The following is a 25,955-nucleotide window of genomic DNA, read 5'->3' as shown; positions in this document are numbered from 1 at the left end:
GCCGCCACCTGATCGGTCAGTGTGGGGCAAGGATAGCGGATGGCGATGACAGACTTGAACTCAGCGTTGAATTGGCCGGCCCCTTCGCGAGCAAGCTCGCTCCCACAGGTTGATCGCATTACAAAGGTGGGAGCGAGCCTGCTCGCGAAAGCGTCGACCCGGCCAACCCAAAGCTCACTGCCCGGCCGCCACACTGGTGGGCGCCTGCGAAGGCGTGACAATACTGCCCAGATCAATGTGCTTCCACTCAGGCTTGGCCCCCAACCGCGCATTGAACCGGTAGTTGAAGGTGAATTCATCCGCCGTCGCGACACTCAGTGGCTTGCCATAAACCGCCTCGATTCCCGCCAAGTCATAGCCCATCAACTGCAACAGCGTCGGGAAGATGTTGTAGTGGCTGGAGCGATCCTTGTTCGCGGCCAATTGCGCTGACCAGTCCAGGGTTTTCAGATCGCTGCCCTGAATCACCACCAGCGGCACCAGGCCCTCCTCCTCCACCGGGTCGCCGCCGCAATGCGTGTTCAAACCCGGATTACCGCGCTCATGCAAATCCTGGCCATGATCAGAGGTATAGATCAGCAGCGCATTGTTCAGATTGGCCTCGGCGAACACTCGCGCGAAAAACTCGCCGACGTTCCACAACACGGTGTTCTTGTAGGCATTGCGGTACAGCACCCAGTCATCCGGCTGGCCATTGAAACCGTTGCGTTCGCCGGTATCGGCCACCTCGGTGAACTGCCCGCGCGGCAAGGTCGGGCGGTAGGCCATGAACGCATCCGGGTATTTGTCATGCACCGGGAAGTGCGCGCCGACCTTGTTGATCACCACCAGCTCCGGTTTGTCATCGTTGAGCAATTCGATGAGCTTCGCCGCTGCTGCCATGTCGCGATCGCGCACGCTGGTCTGGTCGAATTGCACGAACTGGTCGATGTCCTTCTTCTCGGTGTCGGTCATCAGGTTCTGCAGATTGCCGGCGGTGCGCTGGGCATCGATGTAGACAGTGCGCAGTCCGGCCTTCTTGGCGTACTGCCAGATCGAGGGCAACGTGCTGTTGATGCGCATGTAGTCGGCGCGGGTGCCGCCGTAGCGCAGGGTCACGTTGGTGTCGGCGCTGCAATTGGCGATGGACGCCGCGTAGCCGTAATTGAAGATGTCGACGCCGGGACGCGCCTGTTTGAGGTTGCTGTGCACACCGAACGGCGCGTTGATGTCCAGGTAATTGCCGGAGATGCTTTCGTCGATGATCAGCACGATGTCATGGCCGACCGCTTGCGAGGTGCGCGCCAGAGTCACCGGTTCGCGCGGGCCGACGGTGTTGTGCAGCGCTTCATAGGCAAACAGGTTCAGATAGGCCAGCGGCGTGTACATGATCGGCAAACCCCGCGCGCCCTCGCCCGCACGCAAGAACAGCACCGCACTGAGCAGCAGCACGCCACACAGCGGCGCCGCCACACGCAACGCGTTGGGAATCGACAACCCGTGGCGAGGTTTCAGGCCGATGCCGAACAGCAACAGCAAACCGTTGAGGGCGCCGTGCAGGATCGCATCGCGATACTGATACGCGGCTTCCTGAATGAAACCGCCGGAGTAGACCAATGAGACGAAACTGCTGTAGCTCAGGTAATCCGCCGTGACGCGGGTATAGACATCGAAAAACACCGCCGAAGCAAACATCGCCAACGCGAAAACGTGGCGAATGAGAGTCTGCCTTATATACGCCGTTAGATATAATGCTAAAGTCAGCGCCAAAAACATCGCGCCAAAAAGAAGTACAGGAAAACCGAGACCGATAGCATTTAACCGGTCAATGTAATATTCGGCATAAAGCAACAAATAAATAATTAAAAGCAATTCTTTCGCATATCTGAACATGGCGATACCGGTCTTGCCAAACGGCCAGGAGTCAAAGGTTTGTCATTCAGAATCTGACACTAGCACCCGGCCCTCAAAGCGCAAGAATTGACTGCCTTTTGTGAAAAGCGTCAAAAAACCGATGACTCAAATCTGACACACAACGAACGCCAGAAGCCTTTAAATTAAAGGCTTACGACCGTTTATCGCTTAATTTGAATCTGAACAAATCTGCAAGCAAGCAACAAATTCAATCGCAGCAATGACTTGATGGCCAATCGCCAAAAAATGCTTAAGTGTTATACAGATGCAACATGTCATTTTGCTGACACGCTTTTCAAACCCTGCGCTATACCCCTTTTACAGTCTTCTTCCGAACTTCTTCTTTTCGCTCTATCGAGGGTGCGCAGATGGACGTGAGCGTATTTGGCACGGGTTATGTTGGATTAATACAAGCCGCCGCACTAGCAGATGTCGGTCATCGCGTTTTATGCGTGGATATTGATCCAAACAAGATTAAACAACTGCAACAAGCGGTGCCGCCCATCAGCGAGCCAGGTTTGTCCAGCACGCTTGAGGAAAACATCAAGGCCGGCCGTCTGCTGTTCAGCACCCAGGCCAGTGATGCCGTCGAACACGCCGAGTTGATCTTCATCGCCGTCGGCACCCCGGCCGATGAGGATGGCTCCGCCGACCTCAGCCACGTACTCAGCGTTGCCCGCCAAATCGCCTCGCACATGGAAGCCAATCGCACACTGATCATCAAATCCACGGTGCCAGTCGGCACGGCCGATCAAGTGCTCGCCACCGCCAACAGCGAACTGCAACGCCGCGACAAAACCGGTCTGACCGTGCGCGTGGTCTCCAACCCTGAATTCCTCAAGGAAGGCAGCGCCCTCGCCGACTGCATGCGCCCCGACCGGATCATTGTCGGCACCCGCGACGACGAAGCCCGCGAGCAGATGAGCGAGCTGTACGCACCCTTCTGCCGCAACCACGAAAAACTGATGTTCATGGACAACCGCAGCGCCGAGCTGACCAAGTACGCGGCCAACGCGATGCTCGCCACCCGCATCAGCTTCATGAACGAATTGGCCAACCTCACCGAACTGCTCGGTGCCGACATCGAAGCGGTGCGTAAAGGCATCGGTTCTGATCCACGCATCGGCTACCACTTCATCTATCCGGGCTGCGGCTTCGGTGGCTCGTGCTTTCCCAAAGACCTGCGCGCCCTGCTGCACACCGCCGAACACAACGGCATGCCGCTGAAACTGCTGCGCAGCGTCACCGACGTCAACGACCTGCAGCGGCACATCCTGTTCAGCAAACTCAAAGCACAGTTCCCGCAAGGGCTCGCCGGCAAATCCATTGCGGTCTGGGGCCTGGCGTTCAAACCGAACACCGACGACATGCGCGAAGCCCCCAGCCGTTATTTGATGGATGCCCTGTGGGCTGAAGGCGCCAGCGTGCAAGCCTACGACCCGGAAGCGATGTCCGAGTGCCGGCGCATTTACGGTTACCGTAACGACTTGCACCTGTGCGCCACCCGTGACGACACCCTGGAAGATGCCGACGCCTTGGTGATCTGCACCGAGTGGAAAAACTTCCGCGTGGTCGATTTCGAACTGCTTGCCGAAAAACTGCGCTCAAAGGTGATCATCGACGGCCGCAACCTCTACAACCCGGAACAAGTGGCGGCCGCCGGCCTGCATTACAGCGGCATCGGTCTGCGTCACATTGCCCCTGAAGGACTGCGGCCGTGAAGGTGCTGGTCACCGGTGCGGCCGGTTTCATTGGTGCGCATTGCGTGTTGCGATTGATGCGCGACGGACACTCAGTGGTAGGTCTGGACAATTTCAACGCCTACTACGACCCGCAACTCAAGCACGACCGTGTGCAGTGGGTGCGCGAGCAGGTCGGCGATTTCCAGCTCGCGACGGTTGACCTGGCCGATGCCCCGGCCATCGAAGCGCTGTTCGTCCGCGAACGTCCGCAAGTGGTGATCCATCTCGCCGCGCAGGCCGGGGTGCGTTACTCGCTGGAAAATCCACGGGCGTATCTGGACAGCAACCTCAGCGGCTTCCTCAACATTCTGGAAAATTGCCGGCATCACCCGGTCGAACACCTGATTTACGCCTCGTCGAGCTCGGTGTACGGCGCCAATCAGCACACGCCTTACTCAGTGAAGGACGGCGTCAATCACCCGCTGTCGTTGTACGCCGCGACGAAAAAGGCCAATGAACTGATGGCGCACAGTTACAGCCACCTGTTCGGCATTCCCAGCACCGGTTTGCGTTTTTTCACCGTGTACGGCCCGTGGGGTCGGCCGGACATGTCGCCGATTCAGTTCGCCCGGGCGATCAGCGACGGCACACCGCTGAAACTGTTCAATTACGGCGAGCATCAACGCGATTTCACCTACATCGACGACATCGTCGAAAGCATCGCCCGCCTTGCCGGTCAACCGCCGCATGCGCAACCGGAGTGGGACCGCGAACACCCCGACGCCAGCACCAGCATGGCGCCGTGGCGCCTGTTCAACATTGGCGGCCAGCACCCGGTGGAACTGAAAACCTATCTGGCCCTGATGGAAAAACACCTCGGCCAGAAAGCCATTGTCGAGCTGTTGCCGCTGCAACCGGGCGACGTGCTCAACACTTGTGCCGAGACCGACGATCTGGTCCAGGCCACCGGATTCCAGCCACGCATAGAGCTGGACGAAGGACTTGGTCGCTTCATCGCATGGTTTCGCGACTATTACCCCACTGCCTATCGCCCACGCGCCGCTCGCGGCTGAATTCATGTGGAGGACTCCATGACTGGACATGAAAAAGGTGTACCGATCCAACAACTGCAGCGTGACAAGCGCATGGATCCTGAACAGCGCATGCGCCTCGATGCAGCGATTCATCGTCAAGGTCGCGGCTGGTTCACCGGTCGCGATGGCGGTCGCCCATGGCAACTGTCGCGCACCAATCGCGTGGTCGCCTGCCTCGGTGCGCTGATGATTCTGGTACTGATTTCACCCCTGTTGCTGGGCCTGGCACTGGCCATCAAATACTCCAGCAAGGGCCCGGTGATGTTCGTGCAAAAACGCACCGGCTACCGTGGCCGCAAGTTCGGCATGTACAAGTTTCGCACCATGGTCGCCAACGCCGAAGAATTGAAAGAGTCGCTGCGTCACCTCAACAAGCACGGTGCCGACGCCATCGACTTCAAGATTGACCAGGACCCACGCATCACCCGCATCGGCGGTTTTCTGCGGCGCACCAGCCTCGATGAATTGCCCAACCTGATCAATGTAGTGACCGGCGACATGCGCCTGGTCGGCCCGCGTCCGACCTCGTTCAACGCCTACCGCTACAAGGACAGTCACCTCGCCCGTCTGGCGATCTACCCCGGCATGACCGGCCTGTGGCAGATCTCCGGACGCAGCAATATCGACTTCGACCAGCGCGTTGAGTTGGACCTCAGCTACATCGCCGAGCAGAGCCTTTTGCTTGATCTGAAGATTCTGTTGAAAACCCCCTTCAAAGTATTCAGCGGCCACGGAGCAAGCTAATGGACGGTTCAACCAACAAAAGCCTGAGCATTGCCAACCCCAGCGAATCGAACCTGACCTCGACCGTGCTGGATCTTGATCTGCGGATCCTGTTCCTGACCGCCGCCAACCCCGGCGCAGGCACCACCACCAGCGCCCTGGCGCTGGCCAGCCAGTTGGCACAAATGAGCAGCGGCCAGGTGCTGTTGGTCGACGCCAGCCAGTCGGCGAACAACCTCACGCAGCAGTTGAATTTAAGCAAGGAGCGCGGCCTGCGCGACTTGCTGTTCAACCCGGATAACCCACCGCTGTTGCAGGACTGCGTGGTGCAGGTCTCGAGCCTGCCCTTCCACGTGCTGCCCAACGGCCGGCCGATCCGCACCATGGAACACCTGACCGCCGAGCGTCTGAGCCCGTTGCTCGATCAATTGGGCAGTCAGTACCGCTTCGTGGTGATCGACGGCGACGCGGTGTATTCCGCCGCCGACACGCTGGTGATCAGCACTCAGGTCGATGGCGTGGTGTTTGTCGTGCGCGCCGAGGACACCCGCTGGGAAGTTGCCCAGGCCGCCGTGCAACGCCTGACCCAGGCCGGAGCAAAAGTGGTTGGCAGCGTGTTCAACCGGCGCAAGTACTACATGCCCAAATGGCTTTACAAAAACCTCTAAGCGAACGCGAAGGATGACGCCATGAACGCCAAGATTCTTGTGCTGCTGATGCTGCCGCTTGCAGGCTGCTCAAGCACCTCCGAAACCCAGAACATGCCGGTGAATATCCTCACCGCCACCCCGGCCAACGCCCAGGCGACCGACATGCCGAAGATCGAGCAGACCCTGCGCCCGCAGGATGTGCTCGACGTGATTTTCCACATCAGCACCAGCGGCTCGGACGCGTACCGCGTGCAGTCGGGTGACCAGATCGGCCTGAACTTCACCGCCGCCAGCCAGCTCAACGGCAATCAACTGGTGCTGCCCGACGGCACCATCGAACTGCCGGGCGCCAACACCTCGGTGAAAATCGCCGGGCTGACCAGCGATCAGGCCCGAGAAGAAATCCAGCGTGCCTATCAGCGCAAGCAACTGTTCCAGCCCAACCGCAATCAGTTGACCGTGCAGATCATCAGCCCGCTGACCAATGAGCAGAACCTGAAAAGCGCGCTGAACCACCCGGCCACCGGCATGAGCCGCGAGATCACCGTCGGCACTGACGGTTACGCAAGCTTCCCGGAAATCGGCGCCGTGCCGCTGCAAGGCATGACCGTCAATCAACTGGAAACCTTCCTCAACAAGAAGTACGCGCAATTGCCCGGCCGCATGACCGTGGACGTGCTGCTGAAATCCACCGCCGGCAACGAGATTTATGTGCTCGGCGAAGTCGGCCAACCGGGTTCCTACCCGATCCGCCGTCCGGTCTCGGTGCTTGAAGCGCTGACCCTGGCCCGAGGCACCAACGTCAAGGCGCGCCTGGATTCGGTGGTGATCATGCGCCGCAACGGCAATCAGGTGCAGGCGGTGCATTACGACGTCGAGAAGGCGCTGTCCGGCGACGCTTCGCAGATCGCCTATCTGCAACCGGACGACATGCTTTACGTGCCGAAAACCAAACTGGCCAGCGCCGGCGAACTCGCCCGCCAACTGGCCGACGTGGTGCTGTTCCAGGGCGTCGGGTTCAGCTTCGGCTACCGCGTCGACAACAAAGACAGCAACAACAACTGACTCTCAGGTGACCGACATGAATCCAAAGGAAAACTACCTGCATGAGTTCTTCAGGATCTTCTTCGCCAACAAGCAACTGGTGAAACGGGTCTTCCTGATCTTTGCAGTCATCGCCCTGCTCCTGCCGCTGGTGCTCAAACAGAGCTTCGATATCACCGCGCAGGTCATCGTGCAGTCGAAAAAACTCTCCCAGGGTGACGCCACCACGTCGCTCACGGTGGACAACGCCACGTTCATTCCACCGTCGCTGGCGGACATGGAAACGGAAAGCAACATCCTCCGTTCGCCGGCGCTGATCCGCCAGACCATCAGCGAACTGCGCGACAAGGGCGAATACACGCCTTCGCCGGGCATCTTCAGCAAACTGGTGGCCGAGCCGTTCAAGCGCTACGTCAGTTCGCCGCTGCGCCAGTACGTGATCAACCCGGTGCGTAACCTGCTCGGGCTGGAAACCGATCCGGTGCGCGACACCGCGCTCGACGCGCTGACTCAACAAGCCATCGACAGCCTGAAAATCGAGACCCTGCCCGGCTCCAACGTGATCTCGATCGTCTACAGCTTCCCCGATCCGCATCAGGGCACAACGTTTGTTTCAGCTTTGCTGCAGAACTATCTGTTCAGCCGTCAGGCCTTGCAGTCGATCGATTTGCCGCAGTCCTTCTACGAGTCGAAGAAGCACCTCTATCAAGTGCGCCTCGATGGCCTCGAAGGCAACCGTCAAGCGTTGCTGGAAAGTGTCGGCTCGTCGGATCCGAAGGAAGAAATCACCTTCCGCCTCAACGCCATCAACACTGAAGAGCAAGCCCTGAACCTGTACCAGGATCGCCTGTTACAGAGCCAGCGCTGGCTCGAATACCTGAAAACTGCACTGGCCGCCGCGAGCAATAACAAGCTCAACGATTACACCTTCCCCTACACCTTCACCACCACCGTCGACAACGTGGCGTTCGAGGATCGGGAAATCAAACAGATGGGCGAGCAACTGACCACCCAGGTCAGCCGCTACATGAATGACCTGGCGGTGTTCCAGCCCGGTAGCGAACCGATGCTGCTGACCCGCGAGCAAATCGCCCGCACCCGTGGCCAGTTCCTCAAAGTGGTGAGCAACCGCATCCAGGAACGCACTAACGATCTGGCGGTGGTCAAGCAGGTGATCGATCAGAAAACCGCGCGCATCGCCGAGTTCAAGAACCGCATCCACGAGTTGCAGCAAACGCAAAGCAAGCTGCGGCAAATGGACACCGAAATCGATGCGCTGCACGCCGCGTTCTCGACCTACGCCCAACGTTTCGCCGAAAGCAGCACCACCGGCGCGCTCAACGACGATCTGTCCAACGCCCGGGTGCTCAGCCCGCCGTTCGAACCGACCGAAGCAGCGTTCCCGAAACCGGGCCTGATCATTCCATTCGGTTTGTTCACCGGGTTGTTGCTGGCGATTGCCCTGGTCTACGTGCGTGAGTTCTTCGATCACCGCTTCAAACACCCGGCGCAAATCAGCCACGAACTGGGTCTGCCGGTGCTGTTGGTGATCAACGACCAGAACGCGCTGCCGAGCAATCCGCACAAGAACTGGACGGTGCCAAGCTTCCTGCACTGGGTGCGCAATTGAGCACCGCATCCTCCCCGACTGCCGCGCTGCCGATCATTCATTTGCTCAGCAGCGGCGGCTTCTATGGGGCCGAGCGCATGTTGCTGGATCATTGTCTGGCGACGCCGGGGCAGCATCAGGTGCTGTTCCTCGACGCGCCGCCAGCACTGATCGCGCGCTTTCGCGAGGCCGGGGTGGACTGTCGCGGCTGTGCCGGGCTGGGGGAATTGCTCCGGCATCTACGCCAGCGTCGCAGTGAAAAACCGCTGATCAATACGCACAATTTCAAAGGTCTGTTGTTCGGTTGGGTTGGCGCGACACTCTTGCGCCTGCCGCTGGTGATTACCCAGCACGGCTTCACGCCGCGCAGTCGCAAGCAGAAGTTCTACACCTGGCTGAGCCTGCAACTGTGCCGCACCGCGTCTGTGGATCGAGTGGTCTGCGTGGCGGAAAGCATCGCGGTGCTGCACCGTCAGGCCAGCGTCCGCGCGGAGAAGTTGCAGGTGATCCCCAATGGTTTGCCAGCCGCTGCGGCGCTGGTGCCGGATGCGGATCGGCAACGCTGGCTGGCCGGTTACGTCGGCCGCTTGAGCAGCGAGAAAGGCCCGGATCTGTTTCTTGATGCACTGATCCCGCTGTGTCATCAGCATCCGCAACTGGATGCGGTGATGCTCGGCGATGGCCCGGAACGTGAGGCGTTGCAGGCGCGGATCGACAGCGCCGGTCTGCAGCAACGGATTCGTTTACCCGGTTACCAGATCGCCATGCAACCGTGGTGGCAGCAACTCGATGCGCTGGTGATCAGCTCGCGCACCGAAGGCACACCGATGATTTTGCTTGAAGCCATGCAGGCCGGGGTGCCGGTGGTGGCGTTCGGCGTCGGCGGCATTCCCGATGTGCTGGAACATCGGCAAAACGGCTTGCTCGCCGCGCCCACCGACAGCGCCGCCCTCGCCCGTCAGCTCGACACCCTGCTGAGCGAGCCGAAGCTGGCCCGGCAACTGCGCGACAACGCAAAACGCACGCAACAGGACCGCTACGACCTCAAGGCCCTGGCCGAACGCTGGTCGCAGCTGTACATCCGCACGGCACGGGAGGCACGCGCATGATTTTCCCGCTCTCGATCGTCAGTCTGCTCGGTCTGGTCTGCATCGGTTTGCTGGCCAGCCCTTATCCGTTTCTGGCGCCGGGGGCGGTGCTGGGCCTGGTGGGTTTTGCGGTGTTGTACCGCAAGCCGACCTGGGGTTTGCTCGGCATTGCCGCACTGGTGCCGTTCGAAGGCTTTTTCAAAGACACGTCGTTCTCCGGCAGCAAGCTCATCGGCGCTTCGCTGGCGGTGATCCTGATGCTGCAACTGGCGCTGCACCAGATTCCGTCGGAGCGCCTGCGCAGCAATATCTGGCGCTTCCTGATCTGGTTTCTGGTGCTGTACTTTCTGAGTTTGCTCAACACCGATGACCTGGGCATGTCGCTCGGCCACCTGCGCGAGCTCAGCGTCGGGCTGATTCTGTTTGTCATCACCCTGTTGATCGGCCGTGAGCTGAACCTCGATCTGTTCGCCCGGCTGGTCACCCTCGCCGTCAGCACTACCTGCGCGATGGCGATGTTCTCGACCAAATTCCAGGATCAGGGCCGCGCCGCCGGTTTGCTCGAAGACCCCAACGCGTTCGCCCTATTGATTGCTTTTGCCGTGCCGATGGGTCTGTTGCTGGTAATCCGCAGTCCTAACCTGCTGCACCGCTTGTTCTGGGGCGGTTGCTGCTTGCTGTTACTCGGCGGCATGACCAAAACCGAATCGCGCTCGGGTCTGGTGGTATTGGCCTTGAGCCTGCTGATCGGCTGCTGGCACTACCGCACGCAACTGACCCGTATTCGGCCACGGCATCTGGGTTTCGCCATGCTCGGCGCAGCAATCGTGATTCCGCTGGCGATCTACGCAATGCCCGCCGGGTATCTCGCGCGCATCCAGTCGCTGAGCGTGTTGAGCGCCGGCGCCAAGGGTCACAACGACGAATCCCTCGGTCGCCGCGCCTCGTACATCGTCGTCGGCAGTCAGATGATTCGCGAGAACCCGCTGCTCGGTTCCGGCCCCGGCACCTTCCCGCTGCACTACGCGACCACCGGTTACGCCAAGGCGTTTTCAGCCAACCGCAAGATCGGCGACCTCTATCGTCGCGCGCACAATACCTATCTGGAAATCTTCAGTGAGCTGGGAGTACCCGCCGGGCTATTGTTCGTCGGCATGCTCGGTCTCGGCCTGTACAACCTGATTCGCGCACGGGCGGCGTGGATGCTGCGCGGCAATTCGTATCAGACAGATCTGATGACCCACCTGGGTGTGAGCTTCCTGTCGCTGACCTTGTTCCTGATGTTCCTCAGCGCACCGAACCAGAAATACGTGTGGATCATGCTCGCCATGACCAGCGTCCTGCGCCTGAAAGCCGAGCAGGCGCCCCTGAGCACGGAGGCAAAGGCATGAGCCGCATCAGCATCGTCATCCCGATGTTCAACGAAGCGCGGCACATTGGCCGCACCTTGCTCGCTGCGCAAAAAGCCGCGTTCGCCGCCAATGTCGAGTGCGAGTTGATCGTGGTCGACAACGGCTCCTCCGATCAGGGACCACACATCGCCCGCCAGTTCGGCGCGCAGGTGCTGGTGCAGCCGGGTTTGTTGATCGGCGCCCTGCGCAATCGCGGCACGGCCATCGCCACGGGTGAATGGCTGGCCTTCATCGACGCCGACATTGAAATGCCGGAGAGTTGGCTCAAGCCGTTGTTCGACATTGAGGCCAGCGGCCAGGCCGATGTCTTCGGCCTTGATCTGCACACCCCCGCCGAAGCGCCGTGGTACGCCACAGCCTGGCAACGCCGCACCGCGCGCGCGTCGTCGCAGGCGTCCCACGTCGTTGACTGGCTGCCCAGCTCAAACCTGCTGATGCGCCGAGGCTGGTTCGACAAGGTCGGCGGTTTCAACGAAAGCCTGCGCACCGGCGAAGACAAGGAATTCACCCTGCGCCTGCACGAACAGGGTGCGCGGCTGCTGTCGATCAATGACAACGTCGCCCTGCATTGGGGTTACGAAATGAACTGGCGCGAATGGATGGGCAAGGAGTTGTGGCGTCAGGGCAGTCACCTGCAACTGCTGCGCACCCATGGCTTCAGCCTGCGCCTGCTGCGTTTCCCGATGCTGTCGCTACTGGTGTGGTTGCTGGATTTTCTGGCGATCTCGGCGCTGCTCGACGGCTTTCCGCATCACGCGATCGTCATGGTCAGCCTGACACTCCTACCGGGACTGGTGCTCAGCCTGCGGCAAAGCTCCAAACATCGGGACATCAGCCTGACCCTGCAACTGTGGGGCCTGCACTGGGTGCGTCTGCACCTGGCCGGTGCCGCGTTCATTTTGAGTCTGTGTCATTGGAACGCCAGGAGGCCTGCCCGTGGCTGAATTCATTTTCTGGATGTGCCTGTTGCTGCCGGTCTATGCCTACGTGGGCTATCCGCTGCTGCTGACAATTCTGGCGCCACTGTTTCCGGCGTGGCGCCACACACCGGCGCCGCCATTGAACGTCAGTATCGTGATCGCCGCGCACAACGAAGCCCGGCACATCGAGCACAAGTTGCGCACGTTGCTGGCGCAGGATTATCAGCCAGCAACCCTGCAGATTATTCTGGCCAGCGACGGCTCGACCGATGACACCGTGGCCTGTGCGCACAAGGTTGTCGATCCCCGCATCACCGTGCTCGACCTGCCGCGCCAAGGCAAAGCGGCGACACTGAATGCCGGCGTGGCCCTCAGCACCGGCGACATTCTGGTGTTCACCGATGCCGACAACCAATGGTCACGCGAGACCCTCGGTTACCTGCTGGCGCCGCTGAGTGATCCGAATGTCGGCGGTTGTGCCGGGCACATGGTGATTCCGGTCACCGGCGGCGGCTTGAGCGTCGGCGACAGCCTCTATCGACATTACGAAGGCTGGCTGCGCCGGGTCGAGAACCGCACTGGCTGCATGGTCTCCGCCGACGGCGCCCTGCTCGCCTTGCGCCGCGAGTTGTTCCAGAACGTACCGGCCGAGGTCAACGACGATTTCTTTATCAGCACCTGCGCGCCGGTCGCGCACAAACGCATCGTCTATGTGCCGGAAGCGCAAGTGATCGATCACGGTGTCGATGAGGCCGACAAGCAATTCCGCCGCCGTCAGCGCGTCACCGTCGGCGGCCTGCAAAGCCTCGCCCAGCGCCGCGAACTGCTCAATCCGCTGAAATATGGCCTGTATTCGATCGCGTTGATCAGCCACAAACTGATCCGCCGTCTCGCGCCGGTCCTGTTGCTGCCGCTGCTGCTGAGCAACTTCTGGCTGTGGGAAGACCACGGTTTCTATCGCCTGGCCCTGATCGCGCAACTGTTCGGCTATGCCGTGGCGATTGCCGGTTTGCTGGATTCGCAACACCGCTTGCCGAAACCCTTCCGCCTCGCCGCGTTTCTGCTGGTCACCCTCGCCGGGATGAGTCTTGGCCTGTGGCAGTTCCTGCGCGGTCAGCGGTATGCCCAGTGGAATCCGGAACAGAACCGTTAAGAGGAGCGAAGCCATGGCGATCAAACAATTACTAAAACGCACCAGTGGCTGGCTCTATCTCAACTCGTCCATGGGCCGCAACCAATTGCAGGGCGCCGGGGTGATTCTGATGCTGCATCGGGTGCTGTCGAACGACCGCGCCGCCGACCTGCCGCACCGCAACGAACTGTGCGTCGGGCCGAAAGCCTTCGAGCATTTGCTGGTGTGGCTGCGCAAACATTTCGATTGCGTACCGCTGATGGAAATCCTTCAGCCCAATTCGCTGCGCACCGAGCGCCCACGAGTGGCTCTGACCTTCGACGATGGCTGGCGCGACAACGCGGTCAACGCTTTTCCGCTGCTGCAGAAGCATCAAGTGCCGGCGAGCATTTTTCTTTCCACCGATTTCATCGGCAGCCGTCAGCGCTTCTGGTGGGAAAGCCTCGGTGAAACCCTGTGGGGCAGCCATGGCGACAAGGCGCGGATGCACCTGATCGAATGTCTCCATGCCCTGCATCACCCGTTGCCGGTGCTGCTTGATGACATCGACGTCGACCGTCGCAGCCTGGCGCTGCTGCATTACCTGCAAAGTCTGAAGTCGATTGACCCGCAGGAGCTGGAACGGCTGACCGATGAATGCCCGCAAGAGTCGCAACCGCAGGCGCTGGATTGGCATCAGGTGCGCGCGCTGGAAGCCTCCGGCCTCGTGCGTTTCGGCCCGCACGGCGCCAGTCACGCGATCCTCACCGGCCTTGACGATGTGCGCCTGGGCGAAGAAATCAGTCGCAGCCGCGATGCCCTGCACAACGGCTGCAACCGGCCATTGCCGGTGTATTGCTACCCCAATGGCGACAACGATGACCGCGTGCGCCAACAGATCGCCAGCCATGACTATCCCTTTGCGCTCGGCACCGGCACCGGTATTTATCGCGGTGAAGGCAATCCGCTGAACCTGCCGCGCTTCGGCGTCAGCCAGCGCGCCGCGCGCAATCCGGAGTTGCTGTCGTGGCGGATTTTTCGCGGGGCGCGGCCATGAGCCGAGGCAACTACCTCAAGCATCTGGCGCTGAGCATGGGCACCAAACTGGCGATGATCGCCCTGCGTTTGCTGCGCAATGTGTTGCTGGCGCGGATTCTCGGGCCGAGCGAGCGAGGGCTGTTTGCGCTGCTCAGCACGTTGCCGGACTTGATCAGCGCCGCCACCAGCGGCGGCTTGAACTCGGCGGTGGGTTATCAAGCGGCCAAGCAACGGCCGATGGGCTTGTTGCTCAGTCAGGTGTTGGTGTTCGGTTGTTTGCTGGCGGCGTTGCTGACCTTGCTGGTGGTGGCGTTGGTGCGCGAATTCGGCACTGAGCTGGATGTGACGATGCAGCTCGGCTTGCTCGCCTGGTTGTTGCTGCTGGCGGTCCCGCTGACCGTACTGAAAAGCGGCTTGCTGACGCTGCACAACGCCTCCGGTGGTGTGGTTGCGTTCAACGCCTTGCGTCTGGTCGAATCGCTGGCGCCGTTGTTGCTGTTTCTCGCGCTGTTCTGGATGTGGAAAAGCGCCGCCCTCGAAGCAGCGTTGATCAGTTGGCTGGCCGGCATCAGTCTGGTGGTGCTGGTCGGTTGGGTCTGGCTCAAACGCGCGCAGCCGTTGCAACTGCAATGGGACCGCGCCAGCCAGAAAGAACTGCTGCGCTACAGCGCGCGCAGCCATCCCGATCTGCTGTTCCAGCAAGTGATCCTGCGCTCGGATTATCTGTTTATCGGCGCCCTGCTCGGCAGCACCGCCCTTGGTCATTACGCCATGGCCAGCGCGGCCGCCGAACTGCTGCTGATCGTCCCGGAAGCGGTGACCACACCGCTGATGAAGCGCCTGCTCCAACAGGACGAAGGCATGGACAAGGTCACGCCGCTGGCCCTGCGCCTGACCGCCACGGTGATGCTTGGCGCTTGCCTGACCATGGCGGTGATTGGTGAATGGCTGATCGTCACCTTGTTTGGCGCGGCGTATCAACCGGCGTATCCAGCGCTGCTCGCATTATTGCCGGGGCTGTTGGGCCTGTGCTACGCGAGCATTCTGCGTCTGGATCTGCTCGGCAAGAATCGCCCAGGCACGGTGTCGTTGCTGATGGGGCTGGGGGCACTGCTGAATCTGGCGCTGAACCTTGTGTTGATTCCCGCCTACGGGATTGTCGGCGCCGCGGCGGCTTCGTCGATTGCTTATCTGGCGGTGACCGTGGCGATGCTGGTGCTTTACTGCCGTCTGAGCGGCGTGCCGTTCTGGCAAACCTTGATCATCCTGCCCCGTGACGTCACGCCGATGTGGCTGATGCTGCAACGGCGCAAAACCGCATGAAAGGCCTGGCCCTGCTGTTCGGTCTCGGCCTGTCGCTGGACGCCGTTGCCGCGTCGATGCGTTGGGGCGACATTCGCGACGGCAGCTTGTACCTGCAAGCGGATCGCCCGGACATAGTGACTGTACGCTGGACACCAGCGTGGCAGGCCGAGGCCAATGAAGAGCATCTGTATCTGCTCGATGGTCAGGGCAAACTGGCGGGCGATCGGTTCATCAAGGCCAGCGAAATTCGCGGCAGTCAGAGCTGGCCATTGCTGCCCGGTGCGAGCAGTTATCGGCTGGAAATTCCCGGCTACAGCTTTCGCAATTATCGAATTGAACACGACGAGCGCACGGTCGCGTTGTTCGCGCCGGCGAAAGTGCATTTCAGCGTCGACACCCGCAACGGCGACGAGTTGTATTTCAAGGTCGCGCCGGGTGAACACGCGGTGCTGGCGGGCAAGTTTCATGGTGGTGTCAGTGGTTTGCAGGCGCAGCGGGTCGGCGATGAGCAGCAACTGACATTGGCGCTGAAACCCTATCGTGCTTATTGGCAGTTCGATCAGGTCGCCCTGCCCGTCAGTGAGCGAGAACAGATCTGGCGTCTGCGTTTGCAAGGCAGCGGCAAAGTGGCGTTCTGGCTCGATGGAACGGTGAATCTGTTTGCACAAAATCCGCAGCAACTGAAACCGCTGCGTGAAGACGCCGGCCAGACGCGTCTGGTCCTGCACGACAAAATCCTCGGACGCACGCCGGATCTGGGCATTGCCCTGCCCTACGTGATGCCGCCGCCCGCCAGTCATGCTGCGCTGGATGCGCTGAAACCGACCGCCGCAAGTTATTACAGCTTTGTTGATGTGACGGCGAAGAATGCGCATTTCGAAGACGCGTTCCGTCAGGTGTATCAGGAGCGTTTCGGCATCAAGCAGGACATCACCCTGCTGGCCGGCAGTCAGCGTCAGGCCGATCTGCGCGCCGATGTGCAGAGCAACAGCGGCCTCGATGCGTGGCTGGCCGGCACCCGCGCGCTCGGCGGCAAAGGCACGCACTACATTGGCTTTGCCGACGAGCCGAACCTCAACTATTCCAGCTACGCGCAGTATCAAGCGATTTTCGCCAGCATGGCCCGGCAGGTGCGCAGTGATCCGGCGAATGCCAAGGCTGGCGTGCGCATTGCCATGCCGGCCAGTTCGCGACTGGTCAACGGGCCGTTTGCCAATAACGCGGCAGACAAGCGCGGGATTGATTGGGCGCGGCGTTTACTCAGCGAATCCGGCGATCAGGTCGATGCACTGGCGTGGCACGAATGGATGATCCGCGATTTGCTCGCCACCCGCGTGTATCGCGACAGCGTGCGCCGCGCCGCCGAACTGGTCGGCCTCGACGGCAAAGGCCAGCCGCGCAAAGCCTTGCTGCTCGACCAGACCAACCTGTCCAGCGGCTCCAGCCTCAGCCCCTACGATCAGGAAACCCACTACGCTTCGCTGTGGTGGGCGTCGGTGGTGATCAACGCTTCGCAGGACGGCTTGCTGAGCATGCTCAACTGGTTCCAGGCCGCCGATGAGCCGCAGTATCCCAAGGGCATGTTGCGGATCTTGGGCGGCGATCGTTTCGAGCTGAAACCGGTCGGTCTGGCCCAGCAATTCATTGCCCAGCACTGGCTGCATCGGGTGCTGTGGCTGGAAAACGATGCCTTCGAAGTCGATGTGCTGGCGATGGCCGGCGACGATCAGCGCGGCCTGCTCGGGGTGAACAAAGGCACGCGTTTGCAACGGGTGGACCTGAGCGGCGCCAAATGCCCGCTGAACAACGGCGCCCTGCGCTACTTCGGTGCTGACAATCGCAGTCGCGACGCGCCGTTTACCTGCCAGGACGGGCGTGTGCGTTTCGAGCTGCCGGGGCAAACCCTTTTCGCCCTCGGCTGGAACGCTTCATGAACCGTCCGTTGATGTTCAGCCGCGCAGCCCTGTGCCCGCGCGATGCCTCGTCATCAGGAGCCAAGACCATGAACATGCTGAGCAAACTGACTGAAAATCTGCGGCAGAAAGGACTCACTGCCACCGTCAAGAAAGCCTGGAAACACTACATTTTTTCCCATCAGGAACTGCTGTGGATGGAACGCGACCTGGTCAGCCCGGTGCCTCCGCACAGTCTCAAACCCTACCCGCCGTTGCGGGTGGTGAAGATCACGGCGGACAACGCCAGCGCCTTCGCCCGCTACTTCGGCGACCGTGTCGGCACCATGGCCGAGCTGGCCAACGAAGGTCACACCGGGCACATGCACCTGGACGATCAGGGCGATGCGGTGGCGTTTATCTGGGGCAGTTCACGGGACTATTTCGACCGGCACTACTACGGCTGCCTGTTCCCGGTGAAACCCGGCGAATTCTTCGAGTTCGGCGGTGAACTGACCCGCGCCTATTGGGGCACCGAACTGTCGGTGGATCTGCAACTGGAGCTGTGGAAAGCCATGGCCGCGCAGGGTTGCGACAAGGTTGTCGACGTCTGCGAGTTCCACAACATCCCCGCGCTCAAACTGCACTTGCGCATGGCCTACACCGAGCAAAACCGCATCATGAATGTGTACACCCTGTTGGGTCGCTGGCGCTTCTACCGCGAAAGCCGCTACAGCGGTTCGCGTCTGGAAGCGCTGCGCAAACCTTCCCGTCCACCCGTAACAGCAACGGCGACCTGAGCCTATGGTGACGCGATTTGAATGGCGCACTTCATTGTGCGTCGCCGATTTCCCGGAAGCGGCGTATGAAGCGCTGCGCCTGCGGGTGACGGATCACACGCCGTTCAACAACCTTGGTTGGTTGTGCGCGGCCGAGCAGGCCCTTGGCACGGATGAGCGTTTGCACATCCTGCTGGGTTGGGAAGCGGACGAATTGCGTCTGTGCCTGCCATTGGTGGCAAGTCGCGAGCGCTTTGCCGGCGTGCCGTTTCGGGTGCTGCATCACTTGGGGTATCCGCTGGCCGATCGCTTGGCGTTGCTGTCGTTGCTTGGCGGCGAGGACATGCGTCAGGCGCTGAACGTGATTCGCCAACGCCTGCCCCACGCGCTGTTGCAGTTGAACGAATTATCCGAGCCTGCCGGTGAAGAAAGCGCGCTCACCGAGTGGATGGCGCGCAGCTCCACCGGTGAGCGACGGCTGAGTTGTCGGGTGCCGGTGCATCTGATCAGCGAGGCCGATCATCAGGAGGTCTCCGGCGACCCGCGTTACAAGCTGCGGCGCGCGCGCAAGCGGATTGCCGCGTGCGGTGCCGAAGTGCGGCGAATCACTCCCGATGCGCTGAGCATGGGGCCGCTGTTGCAGGTCATCAGCGAAGTCGAAGCGGTGAGCTGGAAAGGCGATGAAGGTGTGGGGATTTTCGCCAGCGAACGCAGCCGCCAACTGATCGAACGCGCCTTCACCGCCCTCGCCGGCCAAGGCCTGGTACGGGTGGTGACGCTGGAGTTGAACGGGCGCTGCATCAGCTATCGTCTCGGCCTGCTCGAACAGGGGCGACTCTACGATTACAACCTCGCCTTCCTGCCGCAATACGCCGACTTGGGCAGCGGCCGGGTGTTGCTGGAGGAATGGATTCGTTGGGGACTCGACGACAATTGGCGCTGGATCGATGCCTCGCGGGTCAGCCTGGAAAACTCCAGCCATCAACTGCATGAACGCATGACCGGGCAACTCGAGCACTGGCGCTGGAGTTTTTATTCCTGGCGCCCGAGTGGCCTCCTCCTCGGTCTGGGTTTGCGCCTGTGGCATCGACTCAAACCACACGTGCAGGCCTGGCGGGCACATCGTGCCGAACCAGCGAAACCTGTACTGAAACCTGTCGCGATCACCACGGAGGGCGAACATGCCTCGCCAAGTCATAGTCAACGCTGACGATTTCGGCCTCAGCCCGAACGAAAACTCGGTAATCTTCGCCGCGTTTCAGGCCGGGGTCATCAGTTCTGCCACGGCAATGGCCAACATGCCGGCGTTCGAGGCGGCGTGTGCCATGGCCCGGCATGCGAGCCTGCAAGGCCGGGTTGGCCTGCACTTCAACCTGACTTACGGGCGACCCTTGAGCCAGGCAATTGTGGCCCGGCGCACCTTCTGCGATGACTTCGGCGTGTTCGACCTCAGTCTGCCGCGTCACCGTTTTTGGCTGGGCCGCGAGGACCGTGAGGCGGTGCGTGAAGAGTTGCAGGCGCAGTGGCAACGTTGCGTCGATCACGGTATGCGTCCCAGCCATATCGATTCGCATCAGCACGTGCACAACATCTGGCCGATCGGCGAGATCGTCGCGCGGTTTGCCGCGCATCAAGGGGTGCCGGTGCGGCTGGCGCGCAACCTGGGGCAGAACCTCAATCTGCCCAAGCGCGTATTCAAGGGGTTGCTCAATTGGCGTTTGCAGAATCTGGCCGGTGTCACCGCCGACTATGTGTGCACGCCGATCGACCTGCGCAACGACAGCGCGCCGACCGACGGCGTGCTGGAAGTCGTCGCCCACCCGACACAACTCGGCGCCGATTTTGGTGACGCCTATCTCAACCCGGAGGAATCCCTGAGCCGCGTGCTAGAGCAGCGGCTGGCGGGTATACCAAGGGTTTCCTACAGCGATCTGAACAAGGATTTTCTACGCGGCGCTACAGCACTCGATTGAGTTACATACCTTGCAATACATTCGAAGATGGCACTTTGAAATGAATTGGCAAGGCTGATCTATACCCACAAAAGCACCATCCACAACACCCGGGCTACGGCCACGGAGGGCATCATGAGCGTCATCGAAAAACTACAAGAACGCATCCGTCACAAAGGCCTTGGCCGCACCTTCAGCACGTTGTGGAAACGCTACGTGTTCTTCCATTGGGAACTGTTGTGGATGGAGCGTGACCTGGTCAGTCCGGTGCCGCCACACAAGCTGCGTCCTTACGAGGGCCTGCGCAAAGTCGATATCACGGCGGAGAACGCCATCGCGTTCAGCAAGCATTTCGGTGACCGCGTGGAGACCATGGCGCAACTGGCCTCCGAGGGTCACACCGGGCACATGTACCTTGATGCTGACGGGCACGCCGTCGCGTTTATCTGGGGCAGCATTCGTGACTATCACGACCGTCATTACTACGGCTGCACGTTCCCGGTGAAGCCCGGCGAGTTCTTTGAATTCGGTGGTGAGATGACCCGCGCGTATTTCGGCAGCAGCCTGTCGGTGGACGTGCAGGTGGCGCTCTGGGAGGCGATGGCGGCACAGGGCTGCGACAAGGTGGTGGATGTTTGCGAGACGCACAATATTCCGGCGCTGAAGCTGCATCTGCGCATGGGTTACCACGAGCAAGGCCGCGTGATGCACGTGTATTGCCTGTTCGGGCGCTGGAAGTTTTTCCGCGAAACGCGGTATCAGGGTTCGCGGCTGGAACCGCTGCGCAAACCGGGGCGGCCGGTGGTGAGTGCGGCGGCGCAGGCTTGAGTCAAACTCAAGATATCTGGCGATAGTCAGGCCGTCTTCGCGAGCAGGCTCACTCCTACAGGGGAATGCATTCCAAATGTAGGAGTGAGCCTGCTCGCGATGAGGCCGCTAGCCGCGCTGATTATCTTCAGGCCTTGCTGGCAACCAGGGTAAAACACATCGGCATCTGCGCTCGCTGATTCAGATACCGGTCATACACCTCTTCCCGATTCGAATGCGCATACTCCTTGAAGTGCGCAACATTCAGCCCCGCCGCAATCGCGCCACTGCAAATATCCCCCAGCGTATGCACAAACCAGTACGACTTCGCCGTCTGCTGTTCAACCTTGCCGACATACACAATCGGCTCCTCCTGCACAAACGGCTCGGTGCGGAAGTACGAACTGGCGAGCTGATACGGATCTTCCGCATTCGGGTCGACCATTTCCAGAAACGGATGGGTTTCGTAGATCACCAGTTTGCCACCCGGTTTCAGGGTCGAGGCGACATGGCGGAAAAACTCGCCGATGTCCGGCATCCAGTTCAAAACACCAATGGTGATCAGCGCCACATCGAAGCGATTGTGCAAAGACGCTGGCAAATGATGGATATCGCTTTCGATGAACTCGGCGTTGTGCGGTGAACGCTTGTTCAGCTCACGCGCCTGTTCGAGAAACGCCGCCGATTGATCGACACCGACCACGCGTCTGGCACCGAGCGCAAACAGTGAGAGACTCTCACGGCCATTATTGCAGCCCAGTTGAATCACCTCTTTACCGTCAACCTCCAGCAACCCGCTCAACGTCTTATCAAGGCAAGAAAAATCCGCCTGCGCGACTTCGCTGAGCAATGCCTGCCAGTCAGGCGAATCCTGATGATGGCGGGCGGAATCGTTCCACGCCCGTCGATTGCTCTCGATGGCGGTTTTATTGTTGGGCACTTCCATGGCGCACTCCGGACGCTGCTCGTGATTGAGCGGACCCGAGTCTAGATCAGCCCGGCAATTGCGGTTGTTGCAAACTTGTAAGCCAATTCCTGTAGGAGCTGCCGCAGGCTGCGATCTTTTGATCTTGTTTTTAGAGATCAAGATCAAAAGATCGCAGCCTTCGGCAGCTCCTACATATCAGGGTGTTCTGGCCTACAAATGTCGGCGAATTATCAAAACAGATAAAGGACACGGCTGACTATTCAACTCTGCTCACGTGGATACCCTCACAAAGCGCAGTCATCCGACGCGCACAAAAATGGCTAAGGAGGCTTAACCATGAGCCAGACTTTGACGAATTTCGACGTGATAGCACTGCTGGACAGTGACGAAGCCATCAACGAATACATGTCTCAGGTTCTTGCAAATGGGGATAACGAAGAGTTTCTTCGCGCAATCGGCTATGTGCTCAAGGCCTGCGCACAACCGGAGCATGTGATCAATCACCCGGTTGTTTGAATGTCGGGCAGCTATAGTTAATAGCCTTGGGGAAAACCGCACTCGCAGGTGCCGCCATGCATATGTTCGCTCGACTGTTGTTGACTGGCTGTCTGCTTGCTGCCACACAGGCGCAAGCGCTGGACAGCAATTTCAATTATTACGGGCCCAACCAGCCCTTCGCCCACCCTGCCCCGTATTCACTGAGTTCCACGCCGCCCAAACCTTACGACGATACGGCGCCGCAGGATTTTGTGGTGATTCCGGGTGACCATGAGTTCTACGATTCGCAACTGCCGACCGTGGCGGATGCGACGGTGCGGGTGTTTATCCGCACGTACGATGCCGAGCGCGGGATTTATGTGAATGACGAGGTGCTGGATCCGGGGTGTTTGCTGGAGTGTTTGAGTCGGCAGCAGCATTGATCCGGCACCTCCGATCCCTTGTAGGAGTGAGCCTGCTCGCGATAGCGGTGTGTCAGCAATAAAGAGGTCGACTGACACACCGCTATCGCGAGCAGGCTCACTCCTACAGGGGATCGGTGGCGGGTTACCACTGGCGTTTGTCGGGGCGGGCCAGGCCGAGTTTTTCGATGCGGTAGCGCAGCATGTCGCGGCTCAGGCCCAGCAGGCGCGCGGACTTGGTGACGTTCCAGTCGGTCTTGTCGAGCATCTTGCGCACCATGTCGCGCTCGACTTCCGGCAGGTTCATCGATTCGGTGTTGCTCGCCGGGCGCGGTTCGTAGTGCATGGGTGCTTCATGAATATGCAGCGGCGGCTCGTCGACCAGGCTCATGCACACATTGAGCTGATGCGCGGCGATGGTGTCGCTCGGTGCCAGCAACACGGTCTGCTCAAGCATGTTGCGCAATTCGCGCACGTTGCCCGGCCAGGTGTAACTGAGCAGCAACTCCTCAGCCTGCTGACTGAAATGCAGATTCGGTTTGCCATAGCGTTTGCCATGACTGGCGAGGAAGTGCCGCGCCAGCGACAGAATGTCATCGCCCCGTGCATACAGGCGCGGCACCTTGATCGAGATGATCCGCAAGCGGAAAAACAGATCGCGGCGGAATTTTCCTTGCTGCACCATCTGTTCAAGATTGCAGTTGGTCGCGCTGATCACCCGCAGATTGACCTTGCGCTCCTTCACCGAGCCGACCCGGCGAATGGTGCGGTCCTCCAGCAACTTCAAAATCTTTGCCTGTAACAGCAGGTCCATTTCACCAATCTCATCGAGAAACAGCGTGCCGCCATCCGCCGCTTCCACCAGTCCGACCCGGCGATCCTTGGCGTCAGTGAACGCGCCTTTCTCATGCCCGAACAGCTCCGACTCGACCAGATTCGACGGGATCGACGCACAGTTGAATTCAATGAACGGACCTTTGCTGCGCGGGCCGTCGAAGTGCAATGCGCGGGCCACCAACTCTTTGCCGGTGCCGGTCTCGCCTTCCACTAAAACGGGCGGCAGATCGGTGTTGGCCATGCGCCGCTCGGCGTCGAGCAACTGGCCGATGGTGTTTTTCAGATATTGCATCGGCGCCGAATCGCCAATCAGCGCCTGTACCCCGGATTTCTGTGCCTCACGCTCCTGATAGAACGACAGCGTGCGCTCCATCCGTTCGGTGGCCAGGGCCTTGTCGAGGAGCAGTTTGAGTTCCTGCAGCGCGACCGGTTTGGTGACGTAATGAAAGGCGCCCTCCTTCATTGCCACCACCGCGTCTTCGACATTGCCGTAGCCGGTCATCATGATCACTTTGAGATCCGGCGCGCTGATGCGCAGCTTCTGGATCAGGTCGTGGCCGCTCATGCCCGGCAGCGAGTTGTCGGTCAGCACGATGTCAGGCATGAAGGTTTCCAGTTGCGCCAACGCGTCTTCGGCCGAATGGCAGACGGTCACCTCGAAGTCCTTGCGCTCCAGGTAGGTCTGAATATTCTCGGCCAGCAGTTCGTCATCCTCGACCAGCAGAATGCTGTGTTCCATATTCCCCTCCCGATGCCACTTTGAAGTTGAGACTGACGCGGGTTCCTTCCTGCTCTCGGCTGGTCAGCACGACCGAACCTGCGAAACGCTCCATGATGCGTTTGACCAACGCCAGGCCAACCCCGAGGCCGCCCTGTTTGGTGGTGAAAAACGGTTTGAACACCAACAGTTGCTGCTGCGCGCTCATGCCCTTGCCGGTGTCACTCACGGTCAGGCGCACGCGGTCAGGTTGCGGCGATTCGAATTCGACGCTGAGCACACCGCCCTTGGGCATGGCTTCCAGGGCATTGGCAAACAGGCTATTGAGTATTTGTGTGAGCAGCACCTTTTGGCTGACCACCGGTGCGCAGTTTTGCGGGCTGAATCGCACTTCGACGCCACTGCGTTTAATCAGTGCATCAAATGCGCCAAAGGTATCTTCAACCGCCATCACCAGATCCACCGCTTCGCCGTCATCATTCATCGGTCGCAGCGACACGAGCAATTCGCGCACCCAACGCGACATGCGATCGACCTGGCTGATGATGTCGCCAATGTTGCGCTGCGCGCCGGGGCTGGCGATTTCCTGGGCCAGTTCGGCGCTGGAGCGAATGGTTGCCAGTGGATTGCGCAGACTGTGCGCCACCGCCGACGACATCTCGCCAAGGGCGACAAAGGTTTCGTTGCTGATCAATTGTTGCTGCTGGCTCTGCAGCAGTTTCGCGGCGCGGCGGACGATCCAGAACAAGGCGAGGAAGATCGCCGCGCCACCGAAACACGTCGCCGCCCAGATCGAGGCGAACCCACGGTCGATGCGGTCAACCAGATCCGCCGGTTCCTTGTAGATTTCGACCATGGCGATGACTTTGCTTTTGTCGGCGTTGAACATCGGGATGTAGTTCTCGATGAACAGGTATTTCGGTTCGCGCAGCAATTGCTGTTCGGGTTTCTCATCGTCGATCTTGTGGTAACTGGAGGACACCGCGACTTTCATCTCGAACGACTCGTCGAGTTCGTCGTCATCCTCGAATTTGACCCCGATCAGTTCTGGGTTGGTCGACCAGATCACCGTGCGATCCAGCGCATACACGGTGGCCAGGAGAACGTCCGGCAGGTGCTCAACGTGGTCGAGAAACTCGGCGCGGGCTGCCGCATGGGCGCCCGGATCGACGTCGGGAAAGTTGTTGTCCTGGCGCGGGTCGAGCATTTCGCCCATGGTCCGCGCCGGGGTGATACCGGCGTGGCGTATTTCCGCCGCGCCAATGGCCTGAACAAATTGCGCGGTCAGCAACGCATCGCGCTCAACGCTTTCGGTGACGACGAAGCGCGTGGAGATATAGCCAAGGCCCACCGCCACAGCGGCGATGATGAAAAAACTCGCCAGCGAGAACCAGCGCAGCAGATTGAACTGTTCGCGCCAACTCTTGCCCATTGCCGCCGGCGTGTCCGGCGCAGGTGTTTTTTGTGCTTCCAGTCGCTGCATGGGAGTGCCCTGGAGTTTTTGTATCGGGCCAGTTACAGCCATCAGTGTAGGTGGCTCTGACCACGACACACAGTTCAATGATGCTATTTCG

At 60.2% G+C, this 25,955-nt stretch carries 22 protein-coding genes and 1 pseudogene; 19 read left to right on the top strand and 4 right to left on the bottom strand.

The genetic code is table 11. The features are described from left to right. Positions 1–174 precede the first annotated feature (174 nt). Positions 175–1,872, bottom strand: a complete 1,698-nt coding sequence (locus VY732_RS10950) for a sulfatase-like hydrolase/transferase (protein WP_331695389.1) — start codon at positions 1,870–1,872, stop codon at positions 175–177. 389 nt (positions 1,873–2,261) lie between these two features. Here VY732_RS10950 and VY732_RS10945 point away from each other — a divergent pair, with 389 nt between their 5' ends. The 17 genes from VY732_RS10945 to VY732_RS10865 all read left to right on the top strand — a co-directional run bounded on the left by VY732_RS10945 (position 2,262) and on the right by VY732_RS10865 (position 21,020). Continuing rightward, positions 2,262–3,614 (top strand): UDP-glucose dehydrogenase family protein, encoded by a 1,353-nt coding sequence (locus VY732_RS10945; protein WP_116031352.1) that lies wholly within the window; start codon positions 2,262–2,264, stop codon positions 3,612–3,614. Then, complete coding sequence (locus VY732_RS10940) at positions 3,611–4,648, top strand: NAD-dependent epimerase (RefSeq protein ID WP_034152563.1); 1,038 nt, start codon at positions 3,611–3,613, stop codon at positions 4,646–4,648. Before VY732_RS10945 ends, VY732_RS10940 begins: the two co-directional genes overlap by 4 nt. A gap of 18 nt (positions 4,649–4,666) precedes the next feature. Next, positions 4,667–5,413, top strand: a complete 747-nt coding sequence (locus VY732_RS10935; RefSeq protein ID WP_331695388.1) for a sugar transferase — start codon at positions 4,667–4,669, stop codon at positions 5,411–5,413. Next, entirely contained in the window at positions 5,413–6,060 is a 648-nt protein-coding gene (locus tag VY732_RS10930; RefSeq protein WP_213028214.1) for a CpsD/CapB family tyrosine-protein kinase, read from the top strand. Before VY732_RS10935 ends, VY732_RS10930 begins: the two co-directional genes overlap by 1 nt. Before the next feature lie 21 nt (positions 6,061–6,081). Beyond that, positions 6,082–7,107 carry a polysaccharide biosynthesis/export family protein gene (locus tag VY732_RS10925; protein ID WP_331695387.1) on the top strand — a complete coding sequence of 342 codons (1,026 nt, stop codon included), beginning with the start codon at positions 6,082–6,084 and terminating at the stop codon, positions 7,105–7,107. Positions 7,108–7,123: 16 nt separating this feature from the next. Next, entirely contained in the window at positions 7,124–8,716 is a 1,593-nt protein-coding gene (locus VY732_RS10920) for a GumC family protein (protein WP_034152567.1), read from the top strand. After that, positions 8,713–9,804 carry a glycosyltransferase family 4 protein gene (locus VY732_RS10915; RefSeq protein ID WP_331695386.1) on the top strand — a complete coding sequence of 364 codons (1,092 nt, stop codon included), beginning with the start codon at positions 8,713–8,715 and terminating at the stop codon, positions 9,802–9,804. Before VY732_RS10920 ends, VY732_RS10915 begins: the two co-directional genes overlap by 4 nt. Next, entirely contained in the window at positions 9,801–11,174 is a 1,374-nt protein-coding gene (locus VY732_RS10910) for an O-antigen ligase family protein (protein ID WP_123593984.1), read from the top strand. Before VY732_RS10915 ends, VY732_RS10910 begins: the two co-directional genes overlap by 4 nt. Further along, positions 11,171–12,139 carry a glycosyltransferase gene (locus VY732_RS10905; protein WP_077572106.1) on the top strand — a complete coding sequence of 323 codons (969 nt, stop codon included), beginning with the start codon at positions 11,171–11,173 and terminating at the stop codon, positions 12,137–12,139. The genes VY732_RS10910 and VY732_RS10905 overlap by 4 nt, the downstream gene beginning before the upstream one ends. Beyond that, the gene (locus VY732_RS10900) at positions 12,132–13,268 is read left to right on the top strand and encodes a glycosyltransferase (RefSeq protein ID WP_077572105.1); all 1,137 of its coding nucleotides are present in this window, start codon (positions 12,132–12,134) and stop codon (positions 13,266–13,268) included. Before VY732_RS10905 ends, VY732_RS10900 begins: the two co-directional genes overlap by 8 nt. 13 nt (positions 13,269–13,281) lie before the next feature. After that, complete coding sequence (locus VY732_RS10895; RefSeq protein ID WP_108227203.1) at positions 13,282–14,283, top strand: polysaccharide deacetylase family protein; 1,002 nt, start codon at positions 13,282–13,284, stop codon at positions 14,281–14,283. Further along, positions 14,280–15,587 (top strand): lipopolysaccharide biosynthesis protein, encoded by a 1,308-nt coding sequence (locus VY732_RS10890; RefSeq protein WP_331695385.1) that lies wholly within the window; start codon positions 14,280–14,282, stop codon positions 15,585–15,587. The genes VY732_RS10895 and VY732_RS10890 overlap by 4 nt, the downstream gene beginning before the upstream one ends. Next, complete coding sequence (locus VY732_RS10885; protein ID WP_331695384.1) at positions 15,584–17,503, top strand: hypothetical protein; 1,920 nt, start codon at positions 15,584–15,586, stop codon at positions 17,501–17,503. The genes VY732_RS10890 and VY732_RS10885 overlap by 4 nt, the downstream gene beginning before the upstream one ends. A 68-nt stretch (positions 17,504–17,571) precedes the next feature. After that, on the top strand, positions 17,572–18,261 hold the full coding sequence (locus VY732_RS10880) for an N-acetyltransferase (protein WP_331695855.1): 690 nt from the start codon (positions 17,572–17,574) through the stop codon (positions 18,259–18,261). A 4-nt stretch (positions 18,262–18,265) separates the two neighbouring features. Next, positions 18,266–19,450 (top strand): GNAT family N-acetyltransferase, encoded by a 1,185-nt coding sequence (locus VY732_RS10875; protein ID WP_331695383.1) that lies wholly within the window; start codon positions 18,266–18,268, stop codon positions 19,448–19,450. Continuing rightward, positions 19,422–20,213, top strand: a complete 792-nt coding sequence (locus VY732_RS10870; RefSeq protein WP_331695382.1) for a ChbG/HpnK family deacetylase — start codon at positions 19,422–19,424, stop codon at positions 20,211–20,213. The genes VY732_RS10875 and VY732_RS10870 overlap by 29 nt, the downstream gene beginning before the upstream one ends. A gap of 114 nt (positions 20,214–20,327) precedes the next feature. Next, positions 20,328–21,020, top strand: a complete 693-nt coding sequence (locus tag VY732_RS10865) for a GNAT family N-acetyltransferase (protein WP_331695381.1) — start codon at positions 20,328–20,330, stop codon at positions 21,018–21,020. A 127-nt stretch (positions 21,021–21,147) separates the two neighbouring features. Here the strand turns inward: VY732_RS10865 and VY732_RS10860 are convergent, their stop codons facing one another. Then, on the bottom strand, positions 21,148–21,945 hold the full coding sequence (locus VY732_RS10860) for a class I SAM-dependent methyltransferase (RefSeq protein ID WP_331695380.1): 798 nt from the start codon (positions 21,943–21,945) through the stop codon (positions 21,148–21,150). Between the two features lie 318 nt (positions 21,946–22,263). On the opposite strand from VY732_RS10860, the pseudogene VY732_RS10855 reads away from it, so the two are divergent. Both VY732_RS10855 and VY732_RS10850 read left to right on the top strand, forming a co-directional pair. Then, positions 22,264–22,401: pseudogene (locus VY732_RS10855) on the top strand (helix-turn-helix domain-containing transcriptional regulator); the annotation flags it as partial. 98 nt (positions 22,402–22,499) lie between these two features. Further along, positions 22,500–22,847, top strand: a complete 348-nt coding sequence (locus tag VY732_RS10850; RefSeq protein ID WP_034152578.1) for a hypothetical protein — start codon at positions 22,500–22,502, stop codon at positions 22,845–22,847. 124 nt (positions 22,848–22,971) lie between these two features. Here the strand turns inward: VY732_RS10850 and VY732_RS10845 are convergent, their stop codons facing one another. Then, positions 22,972–24,402, bottom strand: coding sequence for a sigma-54-dependent transcriptional regulator (locus VY732_RS10845; RefSeq protein ID WP_016983353.1), 1,431 nt, complete (start codon positions 24,400–24,402; stop codon positions 22,972–22,974). Continuing rightward, the gene (locus tag VY732_RS10840) at positions 24,371–25,864 is read right to left on the bottom strand and encodes a sensor histidine kinase (protein ID WP_331695379.1); all 1,494 of its coding nucleotides are present in this window, start codon (positions 25,862–25,864) and stop codon (positions 24,371–24,373) included. Before VY732_RS10840 ends, VY732_RS10845 begins: the two co-directional genes overlap by 32 nt. Positions 25,865–25,955: the final 91 nt, after the last annotated feature.

Source organism: Pseudomonas sp. ZY71 (genome assembly GCF_036542145.1).
GTDB classification, from domain to species: Bacteria; Pseudomonadota; Gammaproteobacteria; order Pseudomonadales; family Pseudomonadaceae; genus Aquipseudomonas; species Aquipseudomonas koreensis_A.
Note: the sequence above shows the minus strand (reverse complement) of the source record. Positions and strands in the feature narration are given on the sequence as shown.

Excerpts from the sequence above, each read along its gene's own strand:
- VY732_RS10845 (WP_016983353.1), bottom strand. The coding sequence starts at position 24,402 with ATGGAACACAGCATTCTGCTGGTCGAGGATGACGAACTGCTGGCCGAG.
- VY732_RS10870 (WP_331695382.1), top strand. The coding sequence starts at position 19,422 with ATGCCTCGCCAAGTCATAGTCAACGCTGACGATTTCGGCCTCAGCCCG.
- VY732_RS10895 (WP_108227203.1), top strand. The coding sequence starts at position 13,282 with ATGGCGATCAAACAATTACTAAAACGCACCAGTGGCTGGCTCTATCTC.
- VY732_RS10905 (WP_077572106.1), top strand. The coding sequence starts at position 11,171 with ATGAGCCGCATCAGCATCGTCATCCCGATGTTCAACGAAGCGCGGCAC.
- VY732_RS10890 (WP_331695385.1), top strand. The coding sequence starts at position 14,280 with ATGAGCCGAGGCAACTACCTCAAGCATCTGGCGCTGAGCATGGGCACC.
- VY732_RS10875 (WP_331695383.1), top strand. The coding sequence starts at position 18,266 with ATGGTGACGCGATTTGAATGGCGCACTTCATTGTGCGTCGCCGATTTC.
- VY732_RS10840 (WP_331695379.1), bottom strand. The coding sequence starts at position 25,864 with ATGCAGCGACTGGAAGCACAAAAAACACCTGCGCCGGACACGCCGGCG.
- VY732_RS10850 (WP_034152578.1), top strand. The coding sequence starts at position 22,500 with ATGCATATGTTCGCTCGACTGTTGTTGACTGGCTGTCTGCTTGCTGCC.
- VY732_RS10950 (WP_331695389.1), bottom strand. The coding sequence starts at position 1,872 with ATGTTCAGATATGCGAAAGAATTGCTTTTAATTATTTATTTGTTGCTT.
- VY732_RS10935 (WP_331695388.1), top strand. The coding sequence starts at position 4,667 with ATGACTGGACATGAAAAAGGTGTACCGATCCAACAACTGCAGCGTGAC.
- VY732_RS10925 (WP_331695387.1), top strand. The coding sequence starts at position 6,082 with ATGAACGCCAAGATTCTTGTGCTGCTGATGCTGCCGCTTGCAGGCTGC.
- VY732_RS10945 (WP_116031352.1), top strand. The coding sequence starts at position 2,262 with ATGGACGTGAGCGTATTTGGCACGGGTTATGTTGGATTAATACAAGCC.
- VY732_RS10885 (WP_331695384.1), top strand. The coding sequence starts at position 15,584 with ATGAAAGGCCTGGCCCTGCTGTTCGGTCTCGGCCTGTCGCTGGACGCC.
- VY732_RS10865 (WP_331695381.1), top strand. The coding sequence starts at position 20,328 with ATGAGCGTCATCGAAAAACTACAAGAACGCATCCGTCACAAAGGCCTT.
- VY732_RS10860 (WP_331695380.1), bottom strand. The coding sequence starts at position 21,945 with ATGGAAGTGCCCAACAATAAAACCGCCATCGAGAGCAATCGACGGGCG.
- VY732_RS10910 (WP_123593984.1), top strand. The coding sequence starts at position 9,801 with ATGATTTTCCCGCTCTCGATCGTCAGTCTGCTCGGTCTGGTCTGCATC.
- VY732_RS10930 (WP_213028214.1), top strand. The coding sequence starts at position 5,413 with ATGGACGGTTCAACCAACAAAAGCCTGAGCATTGCCAACCCCAGCGAA.
- VY732_RS10920 (WP_034152567.1), top strand. The coding sequence starts at position 7,124 with ATGAATCCAAAGGAAAACTACCTGCATGAGTTCTTCAGGATCTTCTTC.
- VY732_RS10880 (WP_331695855.1), top strand. The coding sequence starts at position 17,572 with ATGAACATGCTGAGCAAACTGACTGAAAATCTGCGGCAGAAAGGACTC.